Source organism: Paenibacillus sp. FSL P4-0081 (assembly GCF_000758565.1).
In the GTDB taxonomy this organism is placed as follows: domain Bacteria; phylum Bacillota; class Bacilli; order Paenibacillales; family Paenibacillaceae; genus Paenibacillus_AQ; species Paenibacillus_AQ phytohabitans.
The window spans coordinates 462627-485955 of sequence record NZ_CP009280.1 but is presented as its reverse complement, the minus strand read 5'-3'; the positions used below and the strand labels follow the sequence as shown (position 1 = coordinate 485955).

14 protein-coding genes are annotated in these 23329 nt (G+C 53.9%); 3 read left to right on the top strand and 11 right to left on the bottom strand.

The features are described from left to right. The first annotated feature begins 297 nt into the window (after positions 1 to 297). Both P40081_RS38905 and P40081_RS02175 read left to right on the top strand, forming a co-directional pair. Positions 298 to 441 (top strand): hypothetical protein, encoded by a 144-nt coding sequence (locus P40081_RS38905; RefSeq protein WP_171720322.1) that lies wholly within the window; start codon positions 298 to 300, stop codon positions 439 to 441. 229 nt (positions 442 to 670) lie between these two features. Further along, the gene (locus P40081_RS02175) at positions 671 to 2995 is read left to right on the top strand and encodes a TPM domain-containing protein (protein ID WP_042133007.1); all 2325 of its coding nucleotides are present in this window, start codon (positions 671 to 673) and stop codon (positions 2993 to 2995) included. Between the two features lie 130 nt (positions 2996 to 3125). On the opposite strand, the gene P40081_RS02170 is transcribed toward P40081_RS02175, so the two are convergent. Then, complete coding sequence (locus P40081_RS02170) at positions 3126 to 4007, bottom strand: LysR family transcriptional regulator (RefSeq protein ID WP_042133006.1); 882 nt, start codon at positions 4005 to 4007, stop codon at positions 3126 to 3128. A 118-nt stretch (positions 4008 to 4125) separates the two neighbouring features. Between P40081_RS02170 and P40081_RS02165 the strand changes: the two genes are divergently transcribed. Then, entirely contained in the window at positions 4126 to 4578 is a 453-nt protein-coding gene (locus P40081_RS02165) for a rhodanese-like domain-containing protein (RefSeq protein WP_042133004.1), read from the top strand. A gap of 59 nt (positions 4579 to 4637) precedes the next feature. On the opposite strand, the gene P40081_RS02160 is transcribed toward P40081_RS02165, so the two are convergent. The 10 genes from P40081_RS02160 to P40081_RS02115 all read right to left on the bottom strand — a co-directional run bounded on the left by P40081_RS02160 (position 4638) and on the right by P40081_RS02115 (position 23328). Beyond that, positions 4638 to 9977 (bottom strand): GH92 family glycosyl hydrolase, encoded by a 5340-nt coding sequence (locus tag P40081_RS02160; protein WP_042133003.1) that lies wholly within the window; start codon positions 9975 to 9977, stop codon positions 4638 to 4640. A 25-nt stretch (positions 9978 to 10002) separates the two neighbouring features. Continuing rightward, positions 10003 to 11859, bottom strand: a complete 1857-nt coding sequence (locus tag P40081_RS02155) for an S-layer homology domain-containing protein (RefSeq protein ID WP_042133001.1) — start codon at positions 11857 to 11859, stop codon at positions 10003 to 10005. Between the two features lie 23 nt (positions 11860 to 11882). Next, positions 11883 to 15527: a PA14 domain-containing protein gene (locus tag P40081_RS36130; RefSeq protein ID WP_052421637.1), complete on the bottom strand. Its 3645-nt coding sequence runs from the start codon at positions 15525 to 15527 to the stop codon at positions 11883 to 11885. A 408-nt stretch (positions 15528 to 15935) separates the two neighbouring features. Then, positions 15936 to 16724, bottom strand: a complete 789-nt coding sequence (locus tag P40081_RS02145; protein WP_039299406.1) for a formate/nitrite transporter family protein — start codon at positions 16722 to 16724, stop codon at positions 15936 to 15938. 408 nt (positions 16725 to 17132) lie between these two features. Next, positions 17133 to 18227 (bottom strand): toxic anion resistance protein, encoded by a 1095-nt coding sequence (locus P40081_RS02140; RefSeq protein WP_039299403.1) that lies wholly within the window; start codon positions 18225 to 18227, stop codon positions 17133 to 17135. Positions 18228 to 18240: 13 nt separating this feature from the next. Next, on the bottom strand, positions 18241 to 18966 hold the full coding sequence (locus P40081_RS02135; protein ID WP_042132999.1) for a hypothetical protein: 726 nt from the start codon (positions 18964 to 18966) through the stop codon (positions 18241 to 18243). A gap of 36 nt (positions 18967 to 19002) precedes the next feature. Continuing rightward, entirely contained in the window at positions 19003 to 20058 is a 1056-nt protein-coding gene (locus P40081_RS02130) for an ATP-grasp domain-containing protein (RefSeq protein WP_039299399.1), read from the bottom strand. Beyond that, on the bottom strand, positions 20055 to 20888 hold the full coding sequence (locus P40081_RS02125; protein ID WP_042132998.1) for an HAD family hydrolase: 834 nt from the start codon (positions 20886 to 20888) through the stop codon (positions 20055 to 20057). The genes P40081_RS02130 and P40081_RS02125 overlap by 4 nt, the downstream gene beginning before the upstream one ends. Beyond that, a complete protein-coding gene (locus P40081_RS02120; protein ID WP_042132996.1) occupies positions 20885 to 22039 on the bottom strand; it encodes a cysteine protease StiP family protein in 1155 nt (384 codons plus the stop codon). The genes P40081_RS02125 and P40081_RS02120 overlap by 4 nt, the downstream gene beginning before the upstream one ends. Continuing rightward, the gene (locus tag P40081_RS02115; protein ID WP_042132994.1) at positions 22036 to 23328 is read right to left on the bottom strand and encodes a phosphoribosyltransferase family protein; all 1293 of its coding nucleotides are present in this window, start codon (positions 23326 to 23328) and stop codon (positions 22036 to 22038) included. Before P40081_RS02115 ends, P40081_RS02120 begins: the two co-directional genes overlap by 4 nt. Between the last annotated feature and the right edge of the window lies 1 nt (position 23329).

Below are 23329 nucleotides of genomic sequence, written 5' to 3'. Positions count from 1 at the left end.
AGCTGTATTCGACAAAAAATGGTAAGGTTCCTGCTAGTTATGCTTCAGTTCTGATAAAATGTGCAAATTCTGCAGAATCGTTTATTTATTGTCGAAGAAGCACATGGAAGCGGCTTTGCCGTCCTTTTAAGGACGGTACGGTTTCAGCGAGAATTTTAAAATAAGAAAATTTATATTTGTATTGCTTTTTGGGAGCAAAATGTGGATAATAACATAAAGGTTGATAATGATTATCATTATTGAATATCTATTATTCATTACTTGACTATATTTGAGTTAAAAGGAGACTGAACACCCATGAACGCAGCCACCACCCGGACCGCATTACAGGTTGACGATTATCTGGATCTGCTCAATCTTGCTGTAAAAGTCGGAGATATGAAATGGCAGAAAGAGATCAAGTCCAGATTGCAGTATATCCTCTGTCTGCAAACCCGATAGATTATTCCGCGCACACAACAGCTAAGCCTCCTGCCATTGGCAAGGACACAGTTGCTGTTAGTTATAGAAGAATGTATATAGCCGCATTTCCGTTACGGGAATGCGGCTTTTTTTGTAGTATACGGGGGCTAATTCCAGGGCGGCTGCATCTGAGGTCTCCGGAATGTTTAATGATATAATGATTAGCATAATATAACGAACAACAGCCCATAGATCGGAGTGTGCAGACTTGAGAAAAATCCTCGCCTTGGTCTTACTATTATCCTTGCTCCGGATCCCCGGCGTCTATGCTGCGGATATTCCTGTACAGCAGGGAGTTGTTACTGATGAAGCCGGCTTACTTACTGCCCAGGAAGCAGAAGCTATCACCCGGATGACCGCAACGGACCGCTATACTCTCCATATCCTGACAATAGACTCTCTTGACGGCGCGGACCCAGCCAGTTATGCAGATGAGGTATACGATACCTGGAACTTGAAGACCCGGGATATCCTGCTTCTGATCGCTTACGGAGACCAGCAGACGGAGATTAACTTCGATAATCCGGAGCTGCAGAACTCGCTCAATGCCTGGTCGCAGAACCTCGGCGGAGCTTCAGGCAGCGCGGCAATCACTAAGCTGCTGGAGACTTACTTCAATCCTTATGCCAGAGACGGTGATTTCGCGGGAGGAATCAGCTCTGTCATTAAGGAGCTGCAAGCCGTCGGCAGCGGACCGGGCAGCGCTGCCGGAGGAACTGCTGGAGGTGGTACAGGTGGTACTGCGGGTGGCGGATCAGGCGGCAACGGCGGGACAGCCGGAAGCAGCGGATCGGAGGCGGCCGAAACCGGCAGGGGCGGACTATCCTTCTTATCGCTCGCCGCTATTGTTGTGGGTGCCGCCTTACTGCTGCTCCTGCTGTACGTGCTGATTACAGGAATGCGCCGCCGCAGCGGGCTTGCAGGGCAGCAGGAATTGTTGTCTGACCTGCTGGTACGGGCGAATCGTGCCCTCGAATCCCTTCAGCCCTTCCAGGGAATCGTGCAGGGCAAGACCGGGGAACTGGTCGAGGGCATATCGAAGCGCCTGACCTCGCAGCTGGTCGAGATCTCAGCGCTGCAGACAACTGGGCAAGGTGCCCTGCCGCCCTTCTACCGCCTGTCCGCTCTCAAAGCAGCAACAGAACAGCTTCAGCAGACGGAAGGTACTTTCCGCACCTCGCTTGAAGAGGAGGAGAAGAATATTGCTGTCATCAGCGAGGCCGACCGGAACGTCAAGCAGCGGATCACCGAACTGAAGCAGGATGCGCCCGAGCTTGACGGACAATTGCAGCAAGCGGCCCAAGAGACCGGCTACCCGCTGCAGGAAATCGCCGAAGACCTGCAGGAGCTGGCCGCAGAAACTGCCAAAGCTGACCAGCTGGAGCTGTTTGACCCGATTGCTGCACAGGATATTACCGCAGAGGCGCAGGAGCGCCAGGAGCAGATTGAGCGGGACCTGCAGGATGTAGATGCTTTTGACGATAAGCTGAAGGCATTCCCCGGGGTTCTGGCCGCTGCCCGCAGCCGAATTGCCGGGCTGATTGAGCAGAACTCCCTGCACAATATGAAGGTTAAGCCCTATGACAGTCTGGAGCAGGCTTCCGCTGCCGCCGGGTCCCTGGAGGCGCCGCTGCGCAGCGGCGACATGGATGAGGTGCGGCGGATCGGTGCCGCGCTGGATGCGCTGCTGGCTGAAGCCGTCGCCATGACGGAACGCCAGGCCATGATCCGGCAGAGCAACCGCGCAGATCTGGAGACGGTGCGCAGCAAGTGGGGGAGCTTGACCCAGCGGCGCAATGAGCTGCAGAGCAAGCTCACCGAGGCGGGGAACCAGTTCGCCCGCCAGCATCTGGACGGTCTGGAGAAGACGCTTGAGGAGACAGGCGCCGCACTGCGGCAAAGCGCAGGCGAAGTGCCGCAGATAGAGACCTGGACCAGCGATGCACGCGGTGAATATGAGAATGCGCGCAGCGGGCTCGACCGGCTGCTAACGCTGCAGGACGAGACTGAAGGCAAATTCAGCAGTATCGACAGCAGTCTGAGCTCTCTGTACGAACGTCTGGACAGCCTGAGAAGGCTGTTCACGGAAGGACAGAGCCGGGTCGATGCGGCACAGAGTCTGCTGCATAGCAGAGGGATTGCTGCACAGAGCCGCTTCCAGCTGTCCCTGCTGCCGGAATATGCCGAGCTGGAGCAGCGCCTGTCCGCCCGTCCATACAATCTGGATGAACTGGAGAGTACAGGCCGTGCTTATGCTTCGCAGATTTCCAGCTTCGTGGAAGAAGCGAACCGGCTTGTCCGCCAGAAGGAAGCGGCGGAGCAGGCCGCCCGGCTGGCAATGATGCGGGAACAGCAGCGCAGAGAACAGGCCCGCAAGCGGATGTCGTCCGGGCCGCCCTCCTCGGGCGGGTTCGGCGGCGGCGGACGTTCCTCCGGCGGCTCCTCCTGGGGCGGCGGCGGCCGGTCGTCGGGCGGCTCTTCCTGGGGCGGCGGCAAGTCCGGCAGGAATTCTTCCGGCGGCTCCAAGTGGTAGACGGCGGATTGCCGGGAGCGGCATAGACATATTTAAGACGGCTTCAGCCAGGGTTATGGCTGAAGCCGTCTTTTTCTGAAGAACCTGTATAAGTCTCGGGGGGGGGCTGATGCTGAGAATGTAAGATGTGTTATACAGGCTCCTGCAGCTGCATATGGGCAATGAACTCCATGAATACAGGGGATAGCCGCTGCTCCTTGCGGTAGATAAGCTGAATATAGAACGGCTCCAGCTGCCCGGCCAGGGGAATTCCGGTTAACACGCCGGTGCACAGCTCCTCTTCTACCGCATACCGCGGCAGAAAGGCCGTCCCCCAGCTGTGCTTCACGGCCTGCTTGATCCCCTCGAGATTCCCGAACTCCATATCTACACGCGCAGTTATACCGGATTCCCTGAGCACATGCAGCAGCTGCTTCCGGTACGTGCAGGTACTCTCTGTCAGCACCAGCGGTTCCCCCTCCAGATGCTCCGGGGTAACCGCCTTTTCGGCTGCCAAGGGATGCTCCGGATGGGTGATCACATACAGCTGCTCCTCCCGCAGCGGCAAAGTGACCAGTTCCCCCGACGCATACGGAACATCGAAGATCAGACCGAAATGGGCGGTTTTATCTTTGACTGCGGCGATGATATCTTCTTCAGAGCCGGGCTGTACCCGCAGCTGCATTCCGGTATGCTGCTCCCGGTACCGGTGCAGCCGGTGAGGCAGATAATATGCGGCCAGCGTCTCAATGGCTCCAATATTCAGCACTCCCTGATCACCGCCGGAGATTATTCCTTTAGCTTCCACACTCAGCGCCAGCATTTGCCGGGCATACGGGAGCAGATTGCTGCCGGCGAAGGTTGGAATCATCCCCCTGCCCGATCGCTCCAGCAGAATGGCTCCGTACAGCTCCTCCAGCTTGGCAATCTGCGCCGTTACACTCGATTGTGCGTAACCCAGCACTTCTGCCGCCCGGGTATAACTTCCGTGGTCCGCCACTGTACAAAAGGTCCGTAAATAGGTTAATTCCATACACAGTTCTCCTGAATTATCAATATTTTCGATATTTGCTATCACAGACTATAGATAACTCCAATTATAGATCCCTTATATAATAAAACCAACCCATTTAACCAAGGAGGACTCCGCAATGAAACTACAGGCGAAATCTCAAGTACTGGCTGCTCCGGCAGCGCCCTCCGCGGATGCGGTACGCTATTTCACAGCCAAAGCAGCATTCGAGACCGATGTGGCCGATGTGGTTTACGATCTGCGTGAAGGGATCACCGGCTTTCAGCTGGTCGATGTCCGCGATGCCCGTTCATATGAAGAGGCTCACCTGCCGGGAGCCCTCTCCCTGCCCTCCGGGCGGATAAACCACACTTCTCCGGAGCTGCCCACAGATGATGTACTCATTCTGTATTGCTGGGGACCCGCCTGCAATGGAGCCAGTAAAGCTGCAGCCAGACTGGCTGCGCAGGGCTACCTTGTCAAGGAGATGCTTGGCGGTATTGAGTATTGGCGCAAGGAGGGGGGCATACTGGAGGGCACCCTGCAGGAGGAAGCGCCGCTGTACTATAGCATGCCTGACGGATCGCAATAGCAACAAAGAAGACCCCTAGGAGACTAGTCTCCTAGGGGCCTTCTGCAGCAATCACTCCTTCATTTCTTCGTGAAGATTAGTTTATCGAGGTTGCCCACATAATTCAGACTCGAGGTAGTCGATCCCTTCAGTGAGACATACAGATGCTGCTTGCCGGTCAGTGTCTGACTGAGCAGAGCGCCTGCAGTCTTGTAGTTCCCCCAGGCTCCGCCTGTATTGGGCAGACTGACCGTACTGATCACTGTGCCGTCTTTGCCGCCCAGCCGGATCTCAGCTGTGATGTCAGCCGGGGCACGATTGGTCGGCGCATCGTACTGGATGGACACGTAGTTCTTGCCCTGTACGCCGAAATCAACATTCTCAAAGGAGAACCAGGCTCCGGTAAATGTATTAGCCACTACAGTTCCGCCGTTGTTGCCTTCAGTTTTGAGCGGATTGCTGTTGAAGGTATTTTTGGCATCGGACCAAACGGTCTTGTTCTCAAATTCCACAAGAACATCCGGCTCAGCTGCGGCCAGAGAGAAGGACGCATTGTCAAAATTACCGATATACTTGAAGGTTGAATCCGTTGTGCCCCTAAACACCAGGTAGATGTCCTGCATGCCGGTAAGATTCTTGCTCAGCGCCCCGGACACCGTCTTGTATGTCCCCCAGGCATTTGCAGTCGGCGGCGCTGACAGAGTGCCTACAAGCTCACCGTCCACTCCGCCCAGACGGACTTCAACAGATGAATCTGCAGCTGTATTCGTTGAATTGCCTGTATACTCCACCGACCACTGATTCACGCCCGTGCTGCCGAAGTTCATTCCCTTGTACGCCAGCCAGGCCCCGCTAAAGGTATTGGCAACCTGCTTGCCGCTGATGCCGTTCTCGGTCTTCAGCGGACCACCGTTGGCCGGATTATTATCTGTGGACCAGGCATCATAGCTCTCTAGCTCCAGCTTGGTATAGTCGGTCCGGATCGCCTGGTAGTCCCAGATGAACTTGTCCAGATTGGCGATATACGGACGATTGCTGTCGGTACTGCCCTTCAGCACGAAGAACAGGCTCTGCTTACCGGTCAGTGTACGATTGAGGATTCCTGCCGCCGCCTTGTATTGCGTCCACCCTGCACCGGTATTCTTAAGCTCCACATTGCCGAGAAGCTCGCCGTCTACAGCCCCGAGCCGAAGCTCAAGCACTGCATCCGCCGGTGTCCGGTCAGAGTTTGCATTATACTCGACCGTAATCCGGTTTGTCCCTTTGGTTCCGAAATCGATATCCGCAAAGGATAGCCAAGCGCCGGTAAAGGTATTGGCGACCACCGTACCGTTATTGCCGTCTTCAGTTTTCAGCTTATTGTTGTTGAACGTATTGACCGCATCCGACCAGGCCGTGCGGTTCTCAAATTCTACCGTCCCCATATCCACTACCGGTGGCTGCGGTTCCTCCGCCGGGTCAGGTACAACCGGAGTCTTCACCGGTACCGGCAGCGGTTCAGGCAACGGATCTTCCCCGCCCGGCTGCTCTCCTCCAGGTTCGCCTGGTTCACTTGGTTCACCAGGGTTCTGCGGTGCCGGCTCCGGCTGCGATTCAATAGGATCAGCCAGCCACAACGAGTCGTAGATGTTGCCGTTAAAGCTGTCCACCAGATAGATATTCACCTGATACTTGCTGGCGTTCACACTGAAGTTCTGCGTCAGCTCGAAGCCGCCGGACTGGACCGGTACGGCACTGGACAGCAGTGCCTGCTCTCCTCCGTCCATCAGCTGAATTACAGCAACCGCCGAGTCTACATAATCCCCTTTGAGCGTTCCTGATACCTCTACGGTCATATTGCCTGTGCGCTTCACGTCTGCCTTCAGATCGTACACATCCCATAGGATGTCCGAGGTGTACGGGGCATTAGAAACCAAGGCATCACCTGTCATGACATTCCGTTCCTCATTTGCTTGGATGCGTACTTGTACAGCGCCCGCCGCAAAGGCCTGCGGTCCGACCGTCTGCGGATTCGCTGCAGCTGTCTTCCAGCTCACACCGCCGTCGGTGCTGTATTCATAATCGGCCGGGCTTGTGAAGCCCGGTACTGTCGTCCAGCCGAAGGTATTGGCCGTATCGTCCACCAGCGGAGCTGTTGGCGCGTCAGGCTTCACCATTTCCTTGACTGTCTCCAGACTGAGATCAAATGCGATATCCGAGCTGCTGAAGTTTACCTGATGCACTTCTGCGGCGAGCACATTGATGCCTTCCTGCAGATAATCCGGATTGATCTCATAACGGTTCCAGTCACGTTCGTCTCCGACTGTAGCATTGGCATTTGTACCATAAGCCACAGCCCCGTCCGGCATGTTCGTCCGGATAATCTCATGTCCGTTCAGATAGACGATGGCGCCGTCATCACGGATCAGACCGGCGTCCAGCTCCAGTATGTCCTGCAGCTCAGATGCATTGAACGTTGTGCGGAAGTAGGACGTCGTATATTTCTTGCTGGCATCCGGACCGTAGCCGATCACAGTTTTGGCATACCCCTTGTTGTCGTAGCCGAGCGGTGCCTGCCCGGAGGACCAGCTGCTGTCATTGAAGCCCGCTAATGTCCAGCCATTCGCCGGGGCTTTGCCTTTATCATAATATTTCCACTCTGAACCTTCGCTGATCAATGAAGTCCGGGAGAGTGTGTTCTCAATGTCAGCATCGTAATCTGCTGTAGGAGGTGCCGATTTGGCCGAAGCCCCCCAAGCATAATTGGGCGTGTCTCCCATATCAAATTCCAGCGTGCCTCCGTTCATCAGATCATCATAGCCGATCCAGGCCTGATTATACGATTGACCGTTCAGGGCGGCGGATTGAATGAACCGGTTGGCGGAGGAGACATTGTCCGCTTTAATAGTAAAGGTCTTGCCATTATCCAGATGCAGGGTCAGCTCCGAGAAAACGGGTGAGCCGATCAGGAAATTGGCGTCCCCCGGATTACCGGGGAAGAGGCCCATTGCGCTGTATACATACCAGGAGGACATTCCCCCGGCATCGTCGTCCATAGAAGGCAGATAACCTTCAGGATCAGCACGGTAGACCCGCGATTGGATCGGGTAAGCATACGGCCCGTGGTTATGGTATTTCTGAGTAACCACCTCGGTTGTATATTCTCTGGCATAATATTGGGTCAGATAAGGATAACCCAGATAGTTGAACAGATAGGGTACGTCGATGTCCGGCTCATTGATAGCCATGTACTCATTCCGGGCAAAGAAATCCTGCAGCTGCTTCGCCATTTCTGTCTTGCCGCCCATCAGCTTGGCCAGGCCATTGATGTCCTGTGTAGCGGACCAGCGGTATGTCCAAAGATTGCCCTGATAGGCATACTTGTCCACTGCGGTTACATCCCCTTTGGCCACTGTTGTACCGTTCGGGGTAAAGAACCCGGTCTTGACGCCGTTCTCATCGACCTGGTTCGCATTCCACAGCTTCTGATAGGAGAGTGCGAGTTTCTTATACTTCTCATACGTACTCTTGTCGCCCAGCAGCGCAGCAAGCTTCATGGGGAAATAGGCACTCTTCGCCTTCTCCAGCTTGCCGGAAATTTCGCCGTCCGAAATCGAGAAGTTGTCCGCATCGACTGCCATTCCTTTTAGCGCCGTGTACACGTCATAGTCCGTGAAGCCTTTCGCATAGGCATCGAGAATGACGGCACCGTTGAATTCATTGCGCACCGTCGGGCTTGGCCAATAACCGTCTCCCCATTGCGTGTAGGTTCCTCTGGTCTTGTAAAGATCAACCAGCGATTTCACCATGTTGTTATACTTCTGCGGCTCCAGCACGGAGAACAGGGAGTATTTGCGGAAATCATCCCAGGTCGTCCAGCCGTTATAGTATTCAAAATCCTCACCAAGCCCGGACGCTTGGCGCACCGTATTCTCATCCCTGCCCGCCTTGAAGGTTCCGGCTGAGCTGGTCACGTTCTTCGGATGCAGGTACGTATGGTACATTTGCGTATAAAATACTTTCTTATTCTCTTCATCTTCATCCTTGATTTCCACTTTGCCCAGAACATCGCTCCAGGTGCTGCGGATCTTGGCATGCTGGGCGTCGAAATCCCAGTCTGCAATATCCTGCTTCGCTTCGGCTCTGGCCTGTTCCACACTTACCGCCGACAGACCGACCTTAGCCTGGATCACTTTGCCGCCATTCGTATCGAAATTAACCCAGACTCCGCTGTTCGCCCCGGTACGGACTGCTTCCGTTCCGGTTGTATCGCCCTGCCAGGAGGTGTAGGAATCGAAATCATAGTCAAACTGGATGGAATAATAGAGCTTATAATACCCGTTGCCGCATACGTTCTTGGATTGGATCATGCCCGTAATTTCATTGCTGCCTTCCACCTTCAGGTTGGCATCAAGCATTCCGGCATAGGAATTGGAGAGATCCACGAGTACAGAACCCGTCTTCGCGGATGCCGGGAATGTATAGCGCTGGAAGCCGACATTGTCCGATGCCGTCAATTCTACGCCGATTCCTGATGCCAGCGTAACACCATAGTACCCGGCAGAAGCCTGCTCACTGCTTTTATCGTACAGCTGCTTATATTCATTCACATTCTTCGTGAACGAACGCGTCTCAGGCATCATCAGGATGTTGCCGCCTGCCCCACTGCAGCCTACACCGCTGAAACGTACCTGCGAGAAGCCTTTCAGGTATTTATCCTGATAATAATAGCCGCTGAACGCCCCGCCGTCGCTGTCAGGTCCCAGGGAGACGAGTCCGAACGGCGTCGACGGTCCCGGATTCGTCTGACCGTTATCTCCAAGGGTGTTGATAAGCGGATCGACATAATCCACCGGCTCCAGATTTACTGCAGGATATGCCGGATACTTCCCGGCTTCCACTCCATATACCTGCAGCTCATACAGCCGGACAGTATCGCCGTTCGCTGCAGCCTTGCTTACATAGAACCGGAGATAGCGGGCTGTCACTGGCTGGGGCAAATACCGGTCAACGACCGTCTGCACGTTACCCTGCACAACATCCACATCGCTCCAGCTCTGGCCATCATCACTCTTCTGCAACCGGAAATTCTGTGTGTTCCAGAACGGGCTGTTCGAGCTCTCATTGATCCCTGCGTTGTACACCGTCCATTGGTTTATCGTATATTCCTTGCCAAGGTCGAGCTTCATCCATTTGATCTTGGCAGCTGTGTTATCACACCACTTGGTGTCGTTCTTGCCGTCTACGGCAAATTGCGGCCGTTCATTCACATTACATTGACCTGATGCCGTAACTTGTGCATTCAGTGCAACATTCTTCGCCGGAACTACTTCTATACCAGCCTCCGCGGCGGATACCGTAACCGTAAAGGCAGTCACTGAATCCAGCAAGCCAAGCAGCATCAGAACCGACATCAGAATGGAGAACAGTTGTTTACGCATGAGATTCCAATCCCTCGCTTTCATCTTATAGTGAAGAGCCGGTCTGAACCAGACGGCCTACCATTACAGCCACCTCAGCGCGGGTGACCTGCTTCTTCGGCTGGAATGCGGTGCCGTCTCCCTGCATTAGCCCGCTCGCTCCCGCCTCGGCCACACTGGCCGTCGCCCAAGAGGCAATTTCCCGCGCATCAGTATAAGCCTTACCTGCCTGGACGCCTGCCCCAAGCTTGAAGTACTTCGAAGCGTTAACCAGTGCTACCGCCGCTTCCTCGCGGGTGATCCGGTCATTTGGCCGGAAGGACCCGTCGTAGCCGTTCATTATACCCGTCGCTGCGGCCTCCGCCGCCTGCTTAGCGTAATAAGCATTTGAAGGCACATCAGCGAACGGTGCTGCAGCAACTTCAGCCGGCACGTTTCCCGTACGCTCTGCAGCCCGCATCAGCAGGGCGGCGAACTCAGCGCGGGTAATGCCGCGGGCCGGTTCATAATGTGCAGCGTCCACACCGTTCACCAGGTGCTTGGCGGCAAGAGATTTCACGGCTGCTTCAGCCCAGTGTCCGGTCATATCCGCGAAATTCTTGTCATAGACAAGCAGTGCATATGCAGAGAAATGGGTCGCCTTGAAGGCTACCGTTCCAGCCGTCAACGTGCCAGCTACATATTCAGCACTGTTGCCGTCCACGTAATAAATGCCGGCGAGTTCCGTCTTCATCGAGGCAATCTGCGCTGGCGCCAGCTTGAGGCTAACCTCTGCCGGCTGAGTCAGCTGATGGATCTCAGTAACATTGCTGCCGTTTAGCGTCTGAATGACCAGCGACAGTAATACGCCAGTCGAAGCATAAGCGGCATCACTGCGGACAGACCCGCTAACCAGTGACTGGGCTTCCTTATTCCAGCTGGCATTCAGAACAATCCGCAACCGGGTCTGATTATCACCCGAGGTCTTCATTGCACCTGCGGGAAAAGAAATCGTCCTTACTCCATCCGTCAGTACAAGGCCTGTATTCCCTGCATTAAGCAGATTCAGCGATTGTTGCGGGAGCTCAAGTGCCACTCCAGCTTCTCCAGCCGTGGCCGGCAGCTCAATTGTGATCTGGCCAGCAGCTTGCTGCATAGCCTGCGCCAGCGTATCTGTACCAATCAGATAACGCCCGTCCCCGGACAGCTCCGGCTTGATACGTGCTGAGCTGGCTTCCCCGGCTCCGGCAGGAATCAAGCCGTCCGGAGAAGTCTGGCCGCTGCCCGTTCCAGCAGGCTGTGGCGTACCCGGATTACTTGGCGTTCCAGAATCAGGAGTTCCTGGAGTCGGACTCGGTGTCGCCATTGGTGTCGGTGATACCGTTGCTGTCGGCGACACTGTTGCTGTCGGCGACACTGTCGCTGTCGGTGAGACTGTCGCTGTCGGTGCCACTGTCGCTGTCGGTGCCACTGTCGCTGTCGGTGCCACTGTCGCTGTCGGTGCCACTGTCGCTATCGGCGTTGGCGTTGGCGTTCCAGTACCCGGATTACCCGGTGTTCCCCCGCCCGGCTCCTCTTCTCCCGGAATCATGAATGTTTGGGTCAGGGTTGTTCCGCCGGAACCGGCAACCACGTTATAGCTTCCGGATGGAGCCAATAGCTGGCTTGCCGGAATTGACACCCGCTGGGTATAGGCTCCGTCTACAGCTTTCAAGACATCAATATAGAACACTGTTCCGGCCGGGCTGACGATTTTGACAACAACCTGGTCACCCGGGCCCGGTGTCGTTCCAGACAGTGTGATGCTGCCGCCGCGCTCAGCCTCCTTTCCGCTCAAATGGAGCGTGAAGGAGTTAGCAGCGAAGACTGCAGCAGGTGAACACAGGAACAATAAGACCATAATGGCCGCTACAACTTTTTTCACCTTCGGATTCCTCTCTTTCCTGATCACTGAAGTTCTACCGGTTTCGCAAGCTGTCCAGGCACTTCAAGGTTGTTGTTGAACTGGTCAAATACAAAAACCTTGACCCGGTAGTTTTCACCTTTCACATTGTAGTACTGGGACATCGTCAGATGGCTGCTCGTAAGCGGGATAGCGTTAATCAGCAGCGGAGTATCGCCGTCCATCAGTTCGAAGACAACATAAGCGCTGCCGGTATACTCCGCGAGACGATCCAGTGAGACCTCCACCTGAAGCTGATTATCGCGCTTAAGCACACCTTTTATCTCGTACGTATCGGTATAATCATTTGGCGTGAACGGCTTGTCCGAGAGCAGTGCTGTTCCTGCTGGAGTACCGGCTGCCATATCACCTTTGATGCGCACCTGCACCATGCCTGCTGCGTAGCTGCCGTCATGGATCGGCTGCGGGTTCACCGTGACCGGCTGCCAGGTTTCGCCTCCGTCCAAGCTATATTCATAGTCAGCTGCTTCAGGGTAGCCAGGTACGAGTGTCCAGCCGAAGGTGTTGCGGGCATCGTCAATGACCGGAGCGGTCGGTGCCGCCGGATGCTCACCGCCGGAGAACACGGTAGCTTCCGAGGAATTGTCCCGCTTGTCTACGGCTTTGACTACAAACTCATAATCCACAGCCGGATTAGTTCCCGTTACCTTATATTCATACTGGCTCCGCGCTTCTTCCACGGGTACATAAACACTCCAGTTCGTCCCGAGTTTACCGTTCTTCTCATAAATCCGGAAGCCTCTGACGGCATCAGCGTCACTCTTGTCGGCTGGTCTTACCCAGGTAAGTACGGCCGCCTTGTCCTCTGTCCTGCCAGCTGCCAGCTCCTTCACCGGTTCGGGCTTGCTGTCATCGCGGACAATGGTGTACGTATCGAATGGAGCTGCATCGCCCGATTTGTACGAATTGATAGTGAAGCTGTCTTCCGTCATCGTGATGCCGGAGTAGATCGGTACTTTAGGCTGCTGATATACATTGGCATAATACGGATTTACACCCTTTTGGATATCGTAATATTTCGTACCGGCGGAATTATTGATCATGTACAGCGTACCGTCAGGGTTCAGCGGATTGCCGTCGCCGTTTTTTTGAATATCCGTTACCGCTTTGTCCTCATACATCTGGTACGAGCGCATGAAGGTATGGTCATGACCCTGCAGTACCACATCGATACCCAGCTCATCGAACACCGGAACCATCTTCTCTCTCAGCGCCAGAATATCACTGTCCAGTGCATGGTTCCCGAGCGAATAGACCGCCTTGTGGAAAGCAACCACTTTCCATTTCTTGTCCGTTACAGCTACCTCACGCTTCAGCCAATCAACCTGCTGTTCGAAGGAATTACGCTGCCGCTCGTCCCAGCCCATGTCCATCGTGTTCAGCACCATGATATGGGCATCGCCGTAGTCGTAGGAATAGACACTGCCTGGAGGAAGCGGATCATCGATTGAATCATTCGGATAGTTGAAATGATAATAATAGTTATCGTTATACGGCCCTTCATGATTGCCGACAGCCGCCATCAGCGGAAGCTTCATCAGCATGTTCTGCGGCTTGCCGAAATAGTCCAGCCACTGTGACTCCAGCGATCCGGCATCGACCTGATCCCCGGTCATTACCAGGAACATGGCATCCGGATAATCATCCAGCCCGTTCTTCAGTGTTTTGGCCCATACCTCATAGTCGTTGGTATTTGCACCTTGGGAGTCAGTCATATAGAGGAAGTTGTATGCCTTTTCGTTCTCCCCCTCAGTCATGAAGCTGCCTGCGGCGCTCCAGTTTCCGTCACTGCCCACACGGTATTTATAAGCAGTTCCGGGAACAAGTCCGGTAGCAATCGCTTTATGGCTGATAAAAGCACCTTTTGTCGAGCTAGTGATATTCAGATTAAGCGCCCTGGTGTCAGCAGGATCTCCAACAAAGCGCTGCTTCACTGGGGAGTCAAAGTCCTGGTCTGCCGGCACGATCTCTACAATGCTGTCCATAATCCCCGCTGGTGCGCTGTCGGGTCTTTCATAGCTTGTATACCAGGCGAAGGACCGGTTGGTCTTCGCTTCATTCTGGAAGGACATTGCAATCGCAATCGGTGAGTAATCCACGGCCTCTGACATATTATCAGGACTATAAACGAAACTGCCCGCAGATGTACCGTCTGTAAACTTCAGTCCTGCCTGCCCGTCATAGGAGATGTTCACAATTTGCCCAGGCTTCACGATGGAGCCAAGTGTCAGTGTAAGCTGATCAGGAGCACTGCCTTGAACCGCATTCAGGAGCGGAATCACAGCTGTGTCCGTCTTGACTGTCAGATGGCTGGCCAACTCGGACGAAACCTGCTGCAGATCACCCGTGAGCTGCAGCGCTACACTGGTACCACCAGAATCTACGCTGCCGTAGACAGGGCCATTGTAATCAACCGGAAGGTAAAGGGCAGAGGCAGGTATAATCTGCTTCGTTATCCCCGGACCCGACCAGCGCAGATACAGGTTCGATCCGCCGAAATCCTCGAAATATTCTACTTTAAAGTTGTGCTTCACTCCGCCTTGCAGTGTAATCGGAGTGCTGGTCTGTTCCACATCCCAGTCGTTAGTCCAGTGGTCGATCACAAGCTGGTCGTCAAGCCACATCCGGAAACCATTGTCGCCGATCATATAGAAGGTATAGTCGCCGGACTCCGGCGCCATGATCTGGCCTGTCCAGCGGATATTTGCATCATCCGAACGTCCGGTCCATGTCTGGAGAACGGGGTCCAGATTGCTGAAGTTAATCTGGGAATCAATTCGTGTGGACTTATAATCACCGAACTCAAAGGTCTCGGTACCGGTGTAATATTGACCAAGTAATCCGTGGTCTTTCGAGGCGGATATCCCTGCAGAAGCGTTGAGTTCGAGGGAGAAAAACGTATCGGAGCTGCCGCCCCTGTCCTGATGTACCTCGGCGGCAATTACATTTGTGCCCTTCAGTAACAGAGCCGGATCGATATTGAAGTTATTATCGAGCCGCTCGTCGCCGATGGCCGAAGAAGCATAAGTATTATAGAGAATCGTACCCGTCGGCAGGTTCGTGCGGTAGACTTCCTGACCGTTCAGATACACAACTGCGCCGTCATCCCGGACCAGCGTAGCCGCGAGCTTAAGGATAGCTGCCGGGTCGTCAATCTGAAATTCCTTGCGGTAATACGATGTTGTATATTTTTGGCTTGAATCCGTGCCGTAACCGATCCAGGTGTTCAGATCCAGCCCTTTGCCGCTGCCGGCATAGCCGAGCGGGGCTTGTCCCTGCTTCCAGCTGCTGTCATCGAAATAGACATCCTGCCAGACCGTAGCCTGATCAGAACCGTCATCCAGATACACCCATCCACTGTCCTTGGCGATCAATGTTCCCTCTGCAGCAGCAGCTGACATGGGAGCATCCTCACCGGCAACAAGAGATATTTCTCCGTCTGCACCGCTGGCGGCAGGCTCTGCAGCAGATGCTGATCCTGAGTTATCCGTTCCCTCAGCCGGATTAGCACCTGTGTCTGCAGGCTCTGCACTGGCCGGTAGTAACGGCATATAACCAGCGGTGAACAATGAAGCCGTCAGCAATGCAGCTGCAAGCATTCGGCTTAGCAGCTTAAACCTCTTCTTCACTTCTTTTCCCCCCAAATGAAAGTTATGATCATTTGGAAATGATACGTTTACCGGGCGAACTGTTCAATGCATGCTTGGTAAAACCGGGATGAGTTTTATGTAAAATTTGAAGAAATATATCTGGGAATTAATTCATTATAATCTATAATTATTCACGATCTTCCAAATCGCCTCCCTTACCCGCTACTGCCAAATAATCTGTGTCCCTTATAAGTAGCCGACGAAGCAGGGCTAGTTGTAATTCCGGCATTCTAAAAGGAAATGTAATCGGGAGGTTAAAACAGCTATGAAATTTACTATGAATTCCAGCAGGAACAAACAGCTTTTGTGTATATTTATCTCAACAAAAAGCAGAAAAGCGTTCCTCCATAACCGGAGAAACGCTTTTTGGTTTATTTGGCAGCCGCTTTAATGAGACTCCTCATCCAGAAACGGCTTATTCACATAGTAATACATCACGCCCATCAGCACCCCGCCGCCAATGAGATTCCCGAGCGTAACCGGGACAAGATTATGCACAACGCCTCCCCATGATATGGTGCCGGGGTGATCCAGCACGAGCGCAATTGCGAAGGTACACATGTTGGCAATACTGTGCTCATACCCGGAGATGAAGAAACAGAACACGAATAGAACCATGGCGAACATTTTGGCTCCGTCGCTTTTCATCGACATCGGGACGAAGAAGGCCAGACAGACGAGCCAGTTACAGAGAATAGCCCGGAAGAACAGCTGCAGCGCCGGGGCTTCCATCTTGTGAGCCACCACATTCAGCAGAAACCCGTTCACAGAGGAATCATAGAATAATCCGGTCAGAAAAATCAGCAGGGCGAACGCCGTAGCCCCAAGGATATTACCGATGTAGCTCACTACCCACATCCGCACTACCTCAGTCCATGCCATCTTGCGTCTCAAGGCCGCGTAGGTGTAATAGAAGGTATCTCCGGTAAATAAATCTCCCCCGCCGTAAGAAATGAGGATGATGGCTGCGCCGAACGTAATCGCAGCCATCGGATAGGTCATCGGCGATTGTTCCATATAGAAGAAGTTGCCGGTCTTAAACGCTACGATAACGCCGAATCCGATAAACATGCTGGCGAGCATGGCTCTGGCAATATACCGCAATATGCTTTGCCGGAAGATCTTCTGTTTCTTCAGTGCCAGCTTCTCCACCTGCAGCAGTGCCTCGTTCTCCATTTGACCTCCGTCTTAGCTTCGTATTTTCAGTGATTGTAGAGGCTGCTGTACAGCCTCCGGGTTATTATACCCAATAAACCGCTGGAAATTGCTTGAACCACAGAGCGTCAATATTTATGGAGCCCGCACACCTTCCGGACCTGCCTTACAGGCCTCTATCATCCGGGTCATTCAGCCTGGCAATAGCTTCCGCTTTCTCACTGCTGGCTACGACGATAAGCACAACTATCAAACATCCCAGAATCATCCGCTTATCCCCTCTTTCTCCACAGGTCGCCTTAGTGACAACTTATGTGGGAGAGCGGAGCATTATGAATGCTGATTATCATGACAAAAAAAGCCCGCTGATCCCCATCAGCAGGCTTATTGCAATCCTTCGTATGTGCTTACGGGCCGCAGATCAAATCATCAGTTCAAAAAGCTGCTCAGCCCATTCTCCGCCTGCTTCAGAGCCTGCGGCTGCGAGCCCTCATTAAGCCCGAGCCGGTTGTTCAGCTGGGTGTTGATGGTCGTCATTTTGGACGTATAATCCTGGCAGCTCTCGATAATCCGCCGGTTGGACTGCTCCGAGGTATCCAGAGCACTTAGCAGATCGCCTATTGCCTGATTCACAGCTTCGAGTGACATGGACGGCTTGGAGAGCAGCTCCGTGGTCTTCTCGGTAGTTGTACGCAGCAACCGTGCGTTCTCCTTGAACTGATCCTCGATCGTCTTGTTGGTGGCTTCCACAGCGTTAATGACATTCTCCTGATCAGCCAGGGACATAGCAATCATCGCCGACACGGTGATCAGGTTAGAAGTCTTATCAATCGCGTTGTTTACGGAATCGATCAGCTTATCATTGTTGTCATTGATGATATCCGTTGCCGCAATCGCCTGATTGTAGAGCAGAATCATTTCGGTCATGGACTGAATCCGTACCATTACCTTGCGCAGTCCCCGTTCCAGATACGCCTTGCGGAATTCGTTCTCCGGCTTGGCGATTTCTACCTCGAACAGCTCCTTCAGCTTGTTGCCGAAGGCAATTTTGGTCTGCAGGTTATAAATCTCCTCCATCGAGGTGCGCTTCAGCTGGCGCATGTTGACGATGCTCTCTTCCAGCGTATCGCGGCCGTCGCGCAGACCGGTAATGATGGCATCAATATTGGTGCGGACGGACTGATATTTGTAGACATAATTTTTGAGCGGACTCTTGCGCAGCATTTTGCCGAAAAAGCTGACATTCTTGCTCTGCTGCAGCGTCTCGCACTCATTACGCAGCTTCATAATCATATTCGGCACTTCCACCCGCTTGCCGCTCATCAGGTCATTGACCGGACGATCCAGCAGCTTAAGGGTTTGTCCCGCTTTTTCCTGCGTCTTCACGCCAAGCTTGCCGATATCATCCATCAGGGAATCCAGGGCTACCGTATCGGTCTTGGACACCTTCTCAATTAACTGGGAAGCTTCCTCCACTACCTTCTGTTCATCTTCTTTTCTCAGCTCGATCAACTGCGTGGACATGGTTTTCCTCCTCCTATAGTTCGGAACTGCTGTAACGCTGATGAATCAGTTCCGCCTTGGTCTGAAGTTCCATCAGGTCTTTATGTTCGATCGTAGACGCAATATCGGATATTTTGGTATCGACATCACGCAGACCGTTCAGCAGCATTCTCCGGTTTCTCGTCTTGGCTTCGCCGCCCAGCCTCAGGAACGGATTGATCACACCGTTGAGATCCTTCAGCACCAGTCTGCGGACGGTGTGGTTGATCTCGCCATTGCCCAGTTCCTGCAGCAGAGGAATCACACGCTGCAGTCTGGCGAACAGCGCCAGTGACTTCTCGACGATCTCATTATCCAGCGTATCCTTCTGCCCTTCAGATATAATCATATCCTCCAGAATGCTAAGATACTCCACTACCGGAGCGAATTCCGCTCCGATGGTAATCTCCCCTCTGGTCTCAGCTCCCGCTTTGACCGCAGAAGCCTGTCCCGCAGCCGGGAGTGGGCCTGCGGCCGGGGCGCCGCCAGCCGGGGACTGAAGCGCCCCGGCTGAAGCTGCAGGAGCCGCTGCCGGCTCTTGGCCGGCGGGAATAACCTCCACCGGGAGATTCACTCTTGTGCGCCTGAAGCCCGGCACCGCAAGGGCGGCCCCGGCAACCGGAAGCAGCAGCGAGATCAGCTCGGGCAGGAACCCGCTGGTCAATACAGCCACAACATAGCCGGCCCCGGCGTATACCAGTACTTTGAATTTAGCTTGCATTCCTTCTCACCTCTTATGAGCGTGAATGCTCCACACTCAATTCACGGAATCCGTAACCACGGATTCTCCGTTTATTTTCATGATCAGCGGCTGCTCAACATGGCTTGCCAAGACATTGTGCGCGAATTCTACAGGCTGAACTTCGCCGCCCAGAGCGCTTTTGACTGCCAGATAAGGGAAGTTAATTCCGGACAGACACGAGATATGCAGGCCCCCGGACATCCGCGGATTAATCTCAAGCAGCTTGGGTACATCGCCGCTGTATTTCATCTGGACATTGAAATTATAAGGAATCCGGTAGGTCTCGGCCACCCTGCGGGCAACCTCTTCCAGCTCCGGAATATGCTCCATCAGCCGCAGCCGTCCGCCCGCCTTACGGCGCGGGACAGCGGCAAGCAGATTGCCATGCGCATCTGCCAGACAATCAATACTATATTCATATCCCTCCAGCAGCTCCATAACCATCAGATTAGGAAAACTCTCCGCTCCGGAAAGAATACGGTAAGCATCCTCGAAGGAAATTAACGGCGTTACATGTCCAAACAGCTCTTCCAGCGGGCTGCGGTTATTGTCTATAATCCGGAATCCGAGACCGCCCTCTGTTTCGGTCGGCTTGAAGCAGACCTTATGTCCCTTGGAGACGAGTTCTTCATAGGCTTCCTTGAACTGCTCTGCATTACTTACGACATGATAATCTGGAATCGTCATGATTCCGTTAGACTTCACACTTTCGTAGAACTTGCCTTTATCCATAATCATTTCCAGCAGATCCTGATCGCGGCAGACCAGCACCTTCGTCCCGATGGCATCGAACAAGGACACATGCCGGGCGATATCCAGCATATGCAGCCGCGGAATGAAAATATCAATCTCATTGCGGCGGCAGAAATCAACGCAGAACTGCACGTATTCGATTCCCGTAAGCTCAGGCTCGGCCCCTGCAACATCAGCGCCCTGCAGCGACATATGGCGGATATCCGGGTGGGTGGCGAATATTTGAACCGGGATGCCGTCTTCATTGTTCCGGATGAGATTCATGTAATGAAAAGCCACGGAAAACCAGCGATTGAAATAAATATTTACCTTTTTCATTGTGGCCCAACTCCCAATGCTGTCAAATTATTATAAATCGTTTGAACATACTGCATAATCTCATCCCCGGCAAATACACCCGATTGCTTCGTGAAAGGATACTCTAAGTTTACTAGACCCGCCTGCTGCTCGGCAAATATTTCTCCGTGACAGGGGGCAATGGCATAGTCCGCAGCCGCCAGCAGACTCTTGTCCAGCAGGGAATCGCCTGAAGCGACCATCGGCTCTGACCGGACGGTACGGCGGACATGAAGGATCGCGTCACTTTTGTTCACGGCCTCCGGCACAATGTAGAGCTTGCGCCCCTGCAGCGATACCTTCCAGCCCAGTCCATCCAGCCGCTCAGCCATACGGGTAATCTCATCCAGCGGCAGAGAATCACGGTGCACTACGAAGGTGTAGAACAGCTCGTCACAATACCGCTCACTGGTAATCCATTCTGCCCGCACTACAGAGCGGACAATCCTTCCGGCTTCCTCAGCCGGCACGGACCCGCGTTCCACCAGCCGCCCGACAGCCGCCCGCCATTCCTGGTCCACTACCCCGTTCACGAGAATGTTGCCTCCATTACTGGTAACGGCATAATCCGGAATAACGGTCTCCTGGAACAGGTTGATCCGCCGGTACTGTGCGATAGTGCGCGTAGTGACCGGCATGAAGATGATCTTCGCCGCAAGCTCTTTCAGCATATCCAGAGCCTGCTGCGATATATACGAGACCGTTCTGCCGTCAATCACTTCGGCCGGCACCAGACCGGGGGCATCCCCGGGAACCCCGATGGCATTCAGAGAGTAGATCAGCGTACGGTCCAGATCACTGGCGTAGATCATTCACTCTCCCCTTTCAGCGGCTTAATGATCCCGCAGCAGGAATACGTCAGTCCGGGGAATACCTCCACAGGTACACCACGGTCTTCGGCCAGCAGCAGAATATGCCGCAGGTTGGGATTGTCCAGCCGATCAACGAGGATTCTCCAGGGCACTCTGCGCAGCAGCACACGCGTGGTCTCGCCAACCCCCGGCTTCACCAGATTGATATTATCAATGCCGAAGGTCTCCTGGATACTGCGGATATCAGCCAGCCCCTGCCAGGTAATCTCCGGAGGATCCGCCTGCATCTCTTCAGCAAGCTTCAGCCCCTCCGCAGCCACCTCACGGAAATAAGGAGTCACAGCTTCCACGAATACATTAGACAGATCACTATCCAGCCATTCCTTATAGAATTTGGCACCATGGAACTCCTCCGGTCCGATCAGATCGTCGCGGAGCACGGTACGGCTCATCAGACCGGATACCGTAGAGTTCAGGCAAGCGCTTGGGATCAGATAATCTTCCCTTGTGCCGAAGGTTCCCGAACAGTATCCGGGATCGGCAAGCACCGCCAGATCATCATTCAGGGTAATCCCATATTTGCTGTACATGCTCCCGCAGGCCTCGATCAGCACCTGGCGGATAGCCCCTTTGCCGGTCCAGCCGTCAATGAACTGCAGCTCCGCATCGCTTCCGTGCTGCTGCAGCATATATAGCACAGCGTTCTCATCGATACCTTTACCCCGGATAATCGAAATACTGTAATGCGGCAGATCCGCTTCAAAGCGCTCCAGAATATACCTTTTGATCAGCACGCCTATCGGGGTACCTGCTCTTGCCAGTGAGACTAGAACCGTATTCGCCGTTCCCCGCTGAGCCACAATCATCTCAGATACGGCAGCTACAGCAAGCGCCACCTTCCTCGCGGTATGCTGCAATGTCTCATGGAACAATTCGATATACTGCTCCGTCGGCTGGTATTCTACAGGGAGCATCTCTGAGTAATGCACGCCCGACTGGATTGCTTCCTCCCGTTCGGCTGTTCCCCGCTCCAGGGATACATCGCTGAGGTCCTTGAGCAGAAACGTAACATCGGAGGCAGGGTAGCTGCCCAGCGGAACCGGAGGGGATATTCTTCTGTTCATTATCTCTTCCATTTCGATTCCCTTCATATCCGCGAGCCTCCAGTTTCAGGTTCAGAGGCCAGTATAATAAGATGCACCTTATTGCCTGCCAGCCTCTGCAAAATATCCGTCATCGGTTCAATCCGCTGCCGCGGCACATCCCGCTCAAGCAGCACAAAGATATCATCATACTGGCCGGGATCCACATTATAGATGAAATTGGTGATCTCTGTGTCGCCTGCGGACGGATACGCTGCTGCACTGTGCACACCGTAATCGGCACGGCGCTGCGGATGGATCGGACTGCGGGTAGAGGATTGATAGGACACGCCCTCACCCATCTCCGCGGCAATCCGCATCGGCAGATACATGAACTCGCCTACGCCCATCACCAAAGTGCGGGAGCCTTCCCGTAAGTCACGGAGCTTCCCGGCCACCCTGCTGACGCCTTCGTCAATCCGCCGGTTATCTGCAGATTCCAGACCAAAACGGCCGCTGTATTTCAAATAGGGGGAGAGATTCACAACACCCTGCGCATCCGCAGAGGACACCTGCAGCCGCTCTAACCCGTCCTGTATATACGTGGTCACTAGCTCTGCAACTGCTGCGGATGGTTCTGCGCTTCCGGCTTGCGGCTTCAGCAGAGGGGTTCCAGTCACCTCAATGCTGCCCTGCAGCAAAGATAAGGCGGTGATTCTAATTCCCAGCTCCTGCTCCAGATCACGGTAAGCCTGAATATTCGCGGTGCTCCGCCAATCCAGAAGTGAAGCCACTACATACTCCCGGCGCGGGAATTTGGACTGGATATCACGAATGGTATTGATCGCCGTATTGCCGGTCGTAATCTCATCATCCACCAGCACAATTGGCTCTGTTCCCGATAACAGCTTAGGATTCAGGGCGTAACAGAGATGATCTACAGCATGGGAATGCTCCTCTTCGAAGGTGACTACGGATTCCAGTTCAGGAATATTCTCACGGGTCGTATGAATATATGAGGCTCCGCCGGCAAACATGTTGTACATGCTGTGACCCAGGGCGGTAGCGGTTTCGGCAAAGCCGATAAAAAGGGCAGGCTGAGGCAGAACCAGACGTGCAGCAAGCAGATCATGATAGGCCTCTTCCGCGAATTCAGGATGAATCAGGCCATGAACCGCCTGGCTCATCAGCTTGTCCATGATTTCCCGTTCAGCGCTATCCGCACTCATCTCTAAGTACAGGAGAAGGGCAAGTGCCGCTCCGCTAAGCAGAGGGGTATAGGGACCTACAGGAATGTGTTTGCCAAGCACTTTGCTGACGAATAGAAAAGAGCGTTTCTTGTTGATACGGGCGGCCATG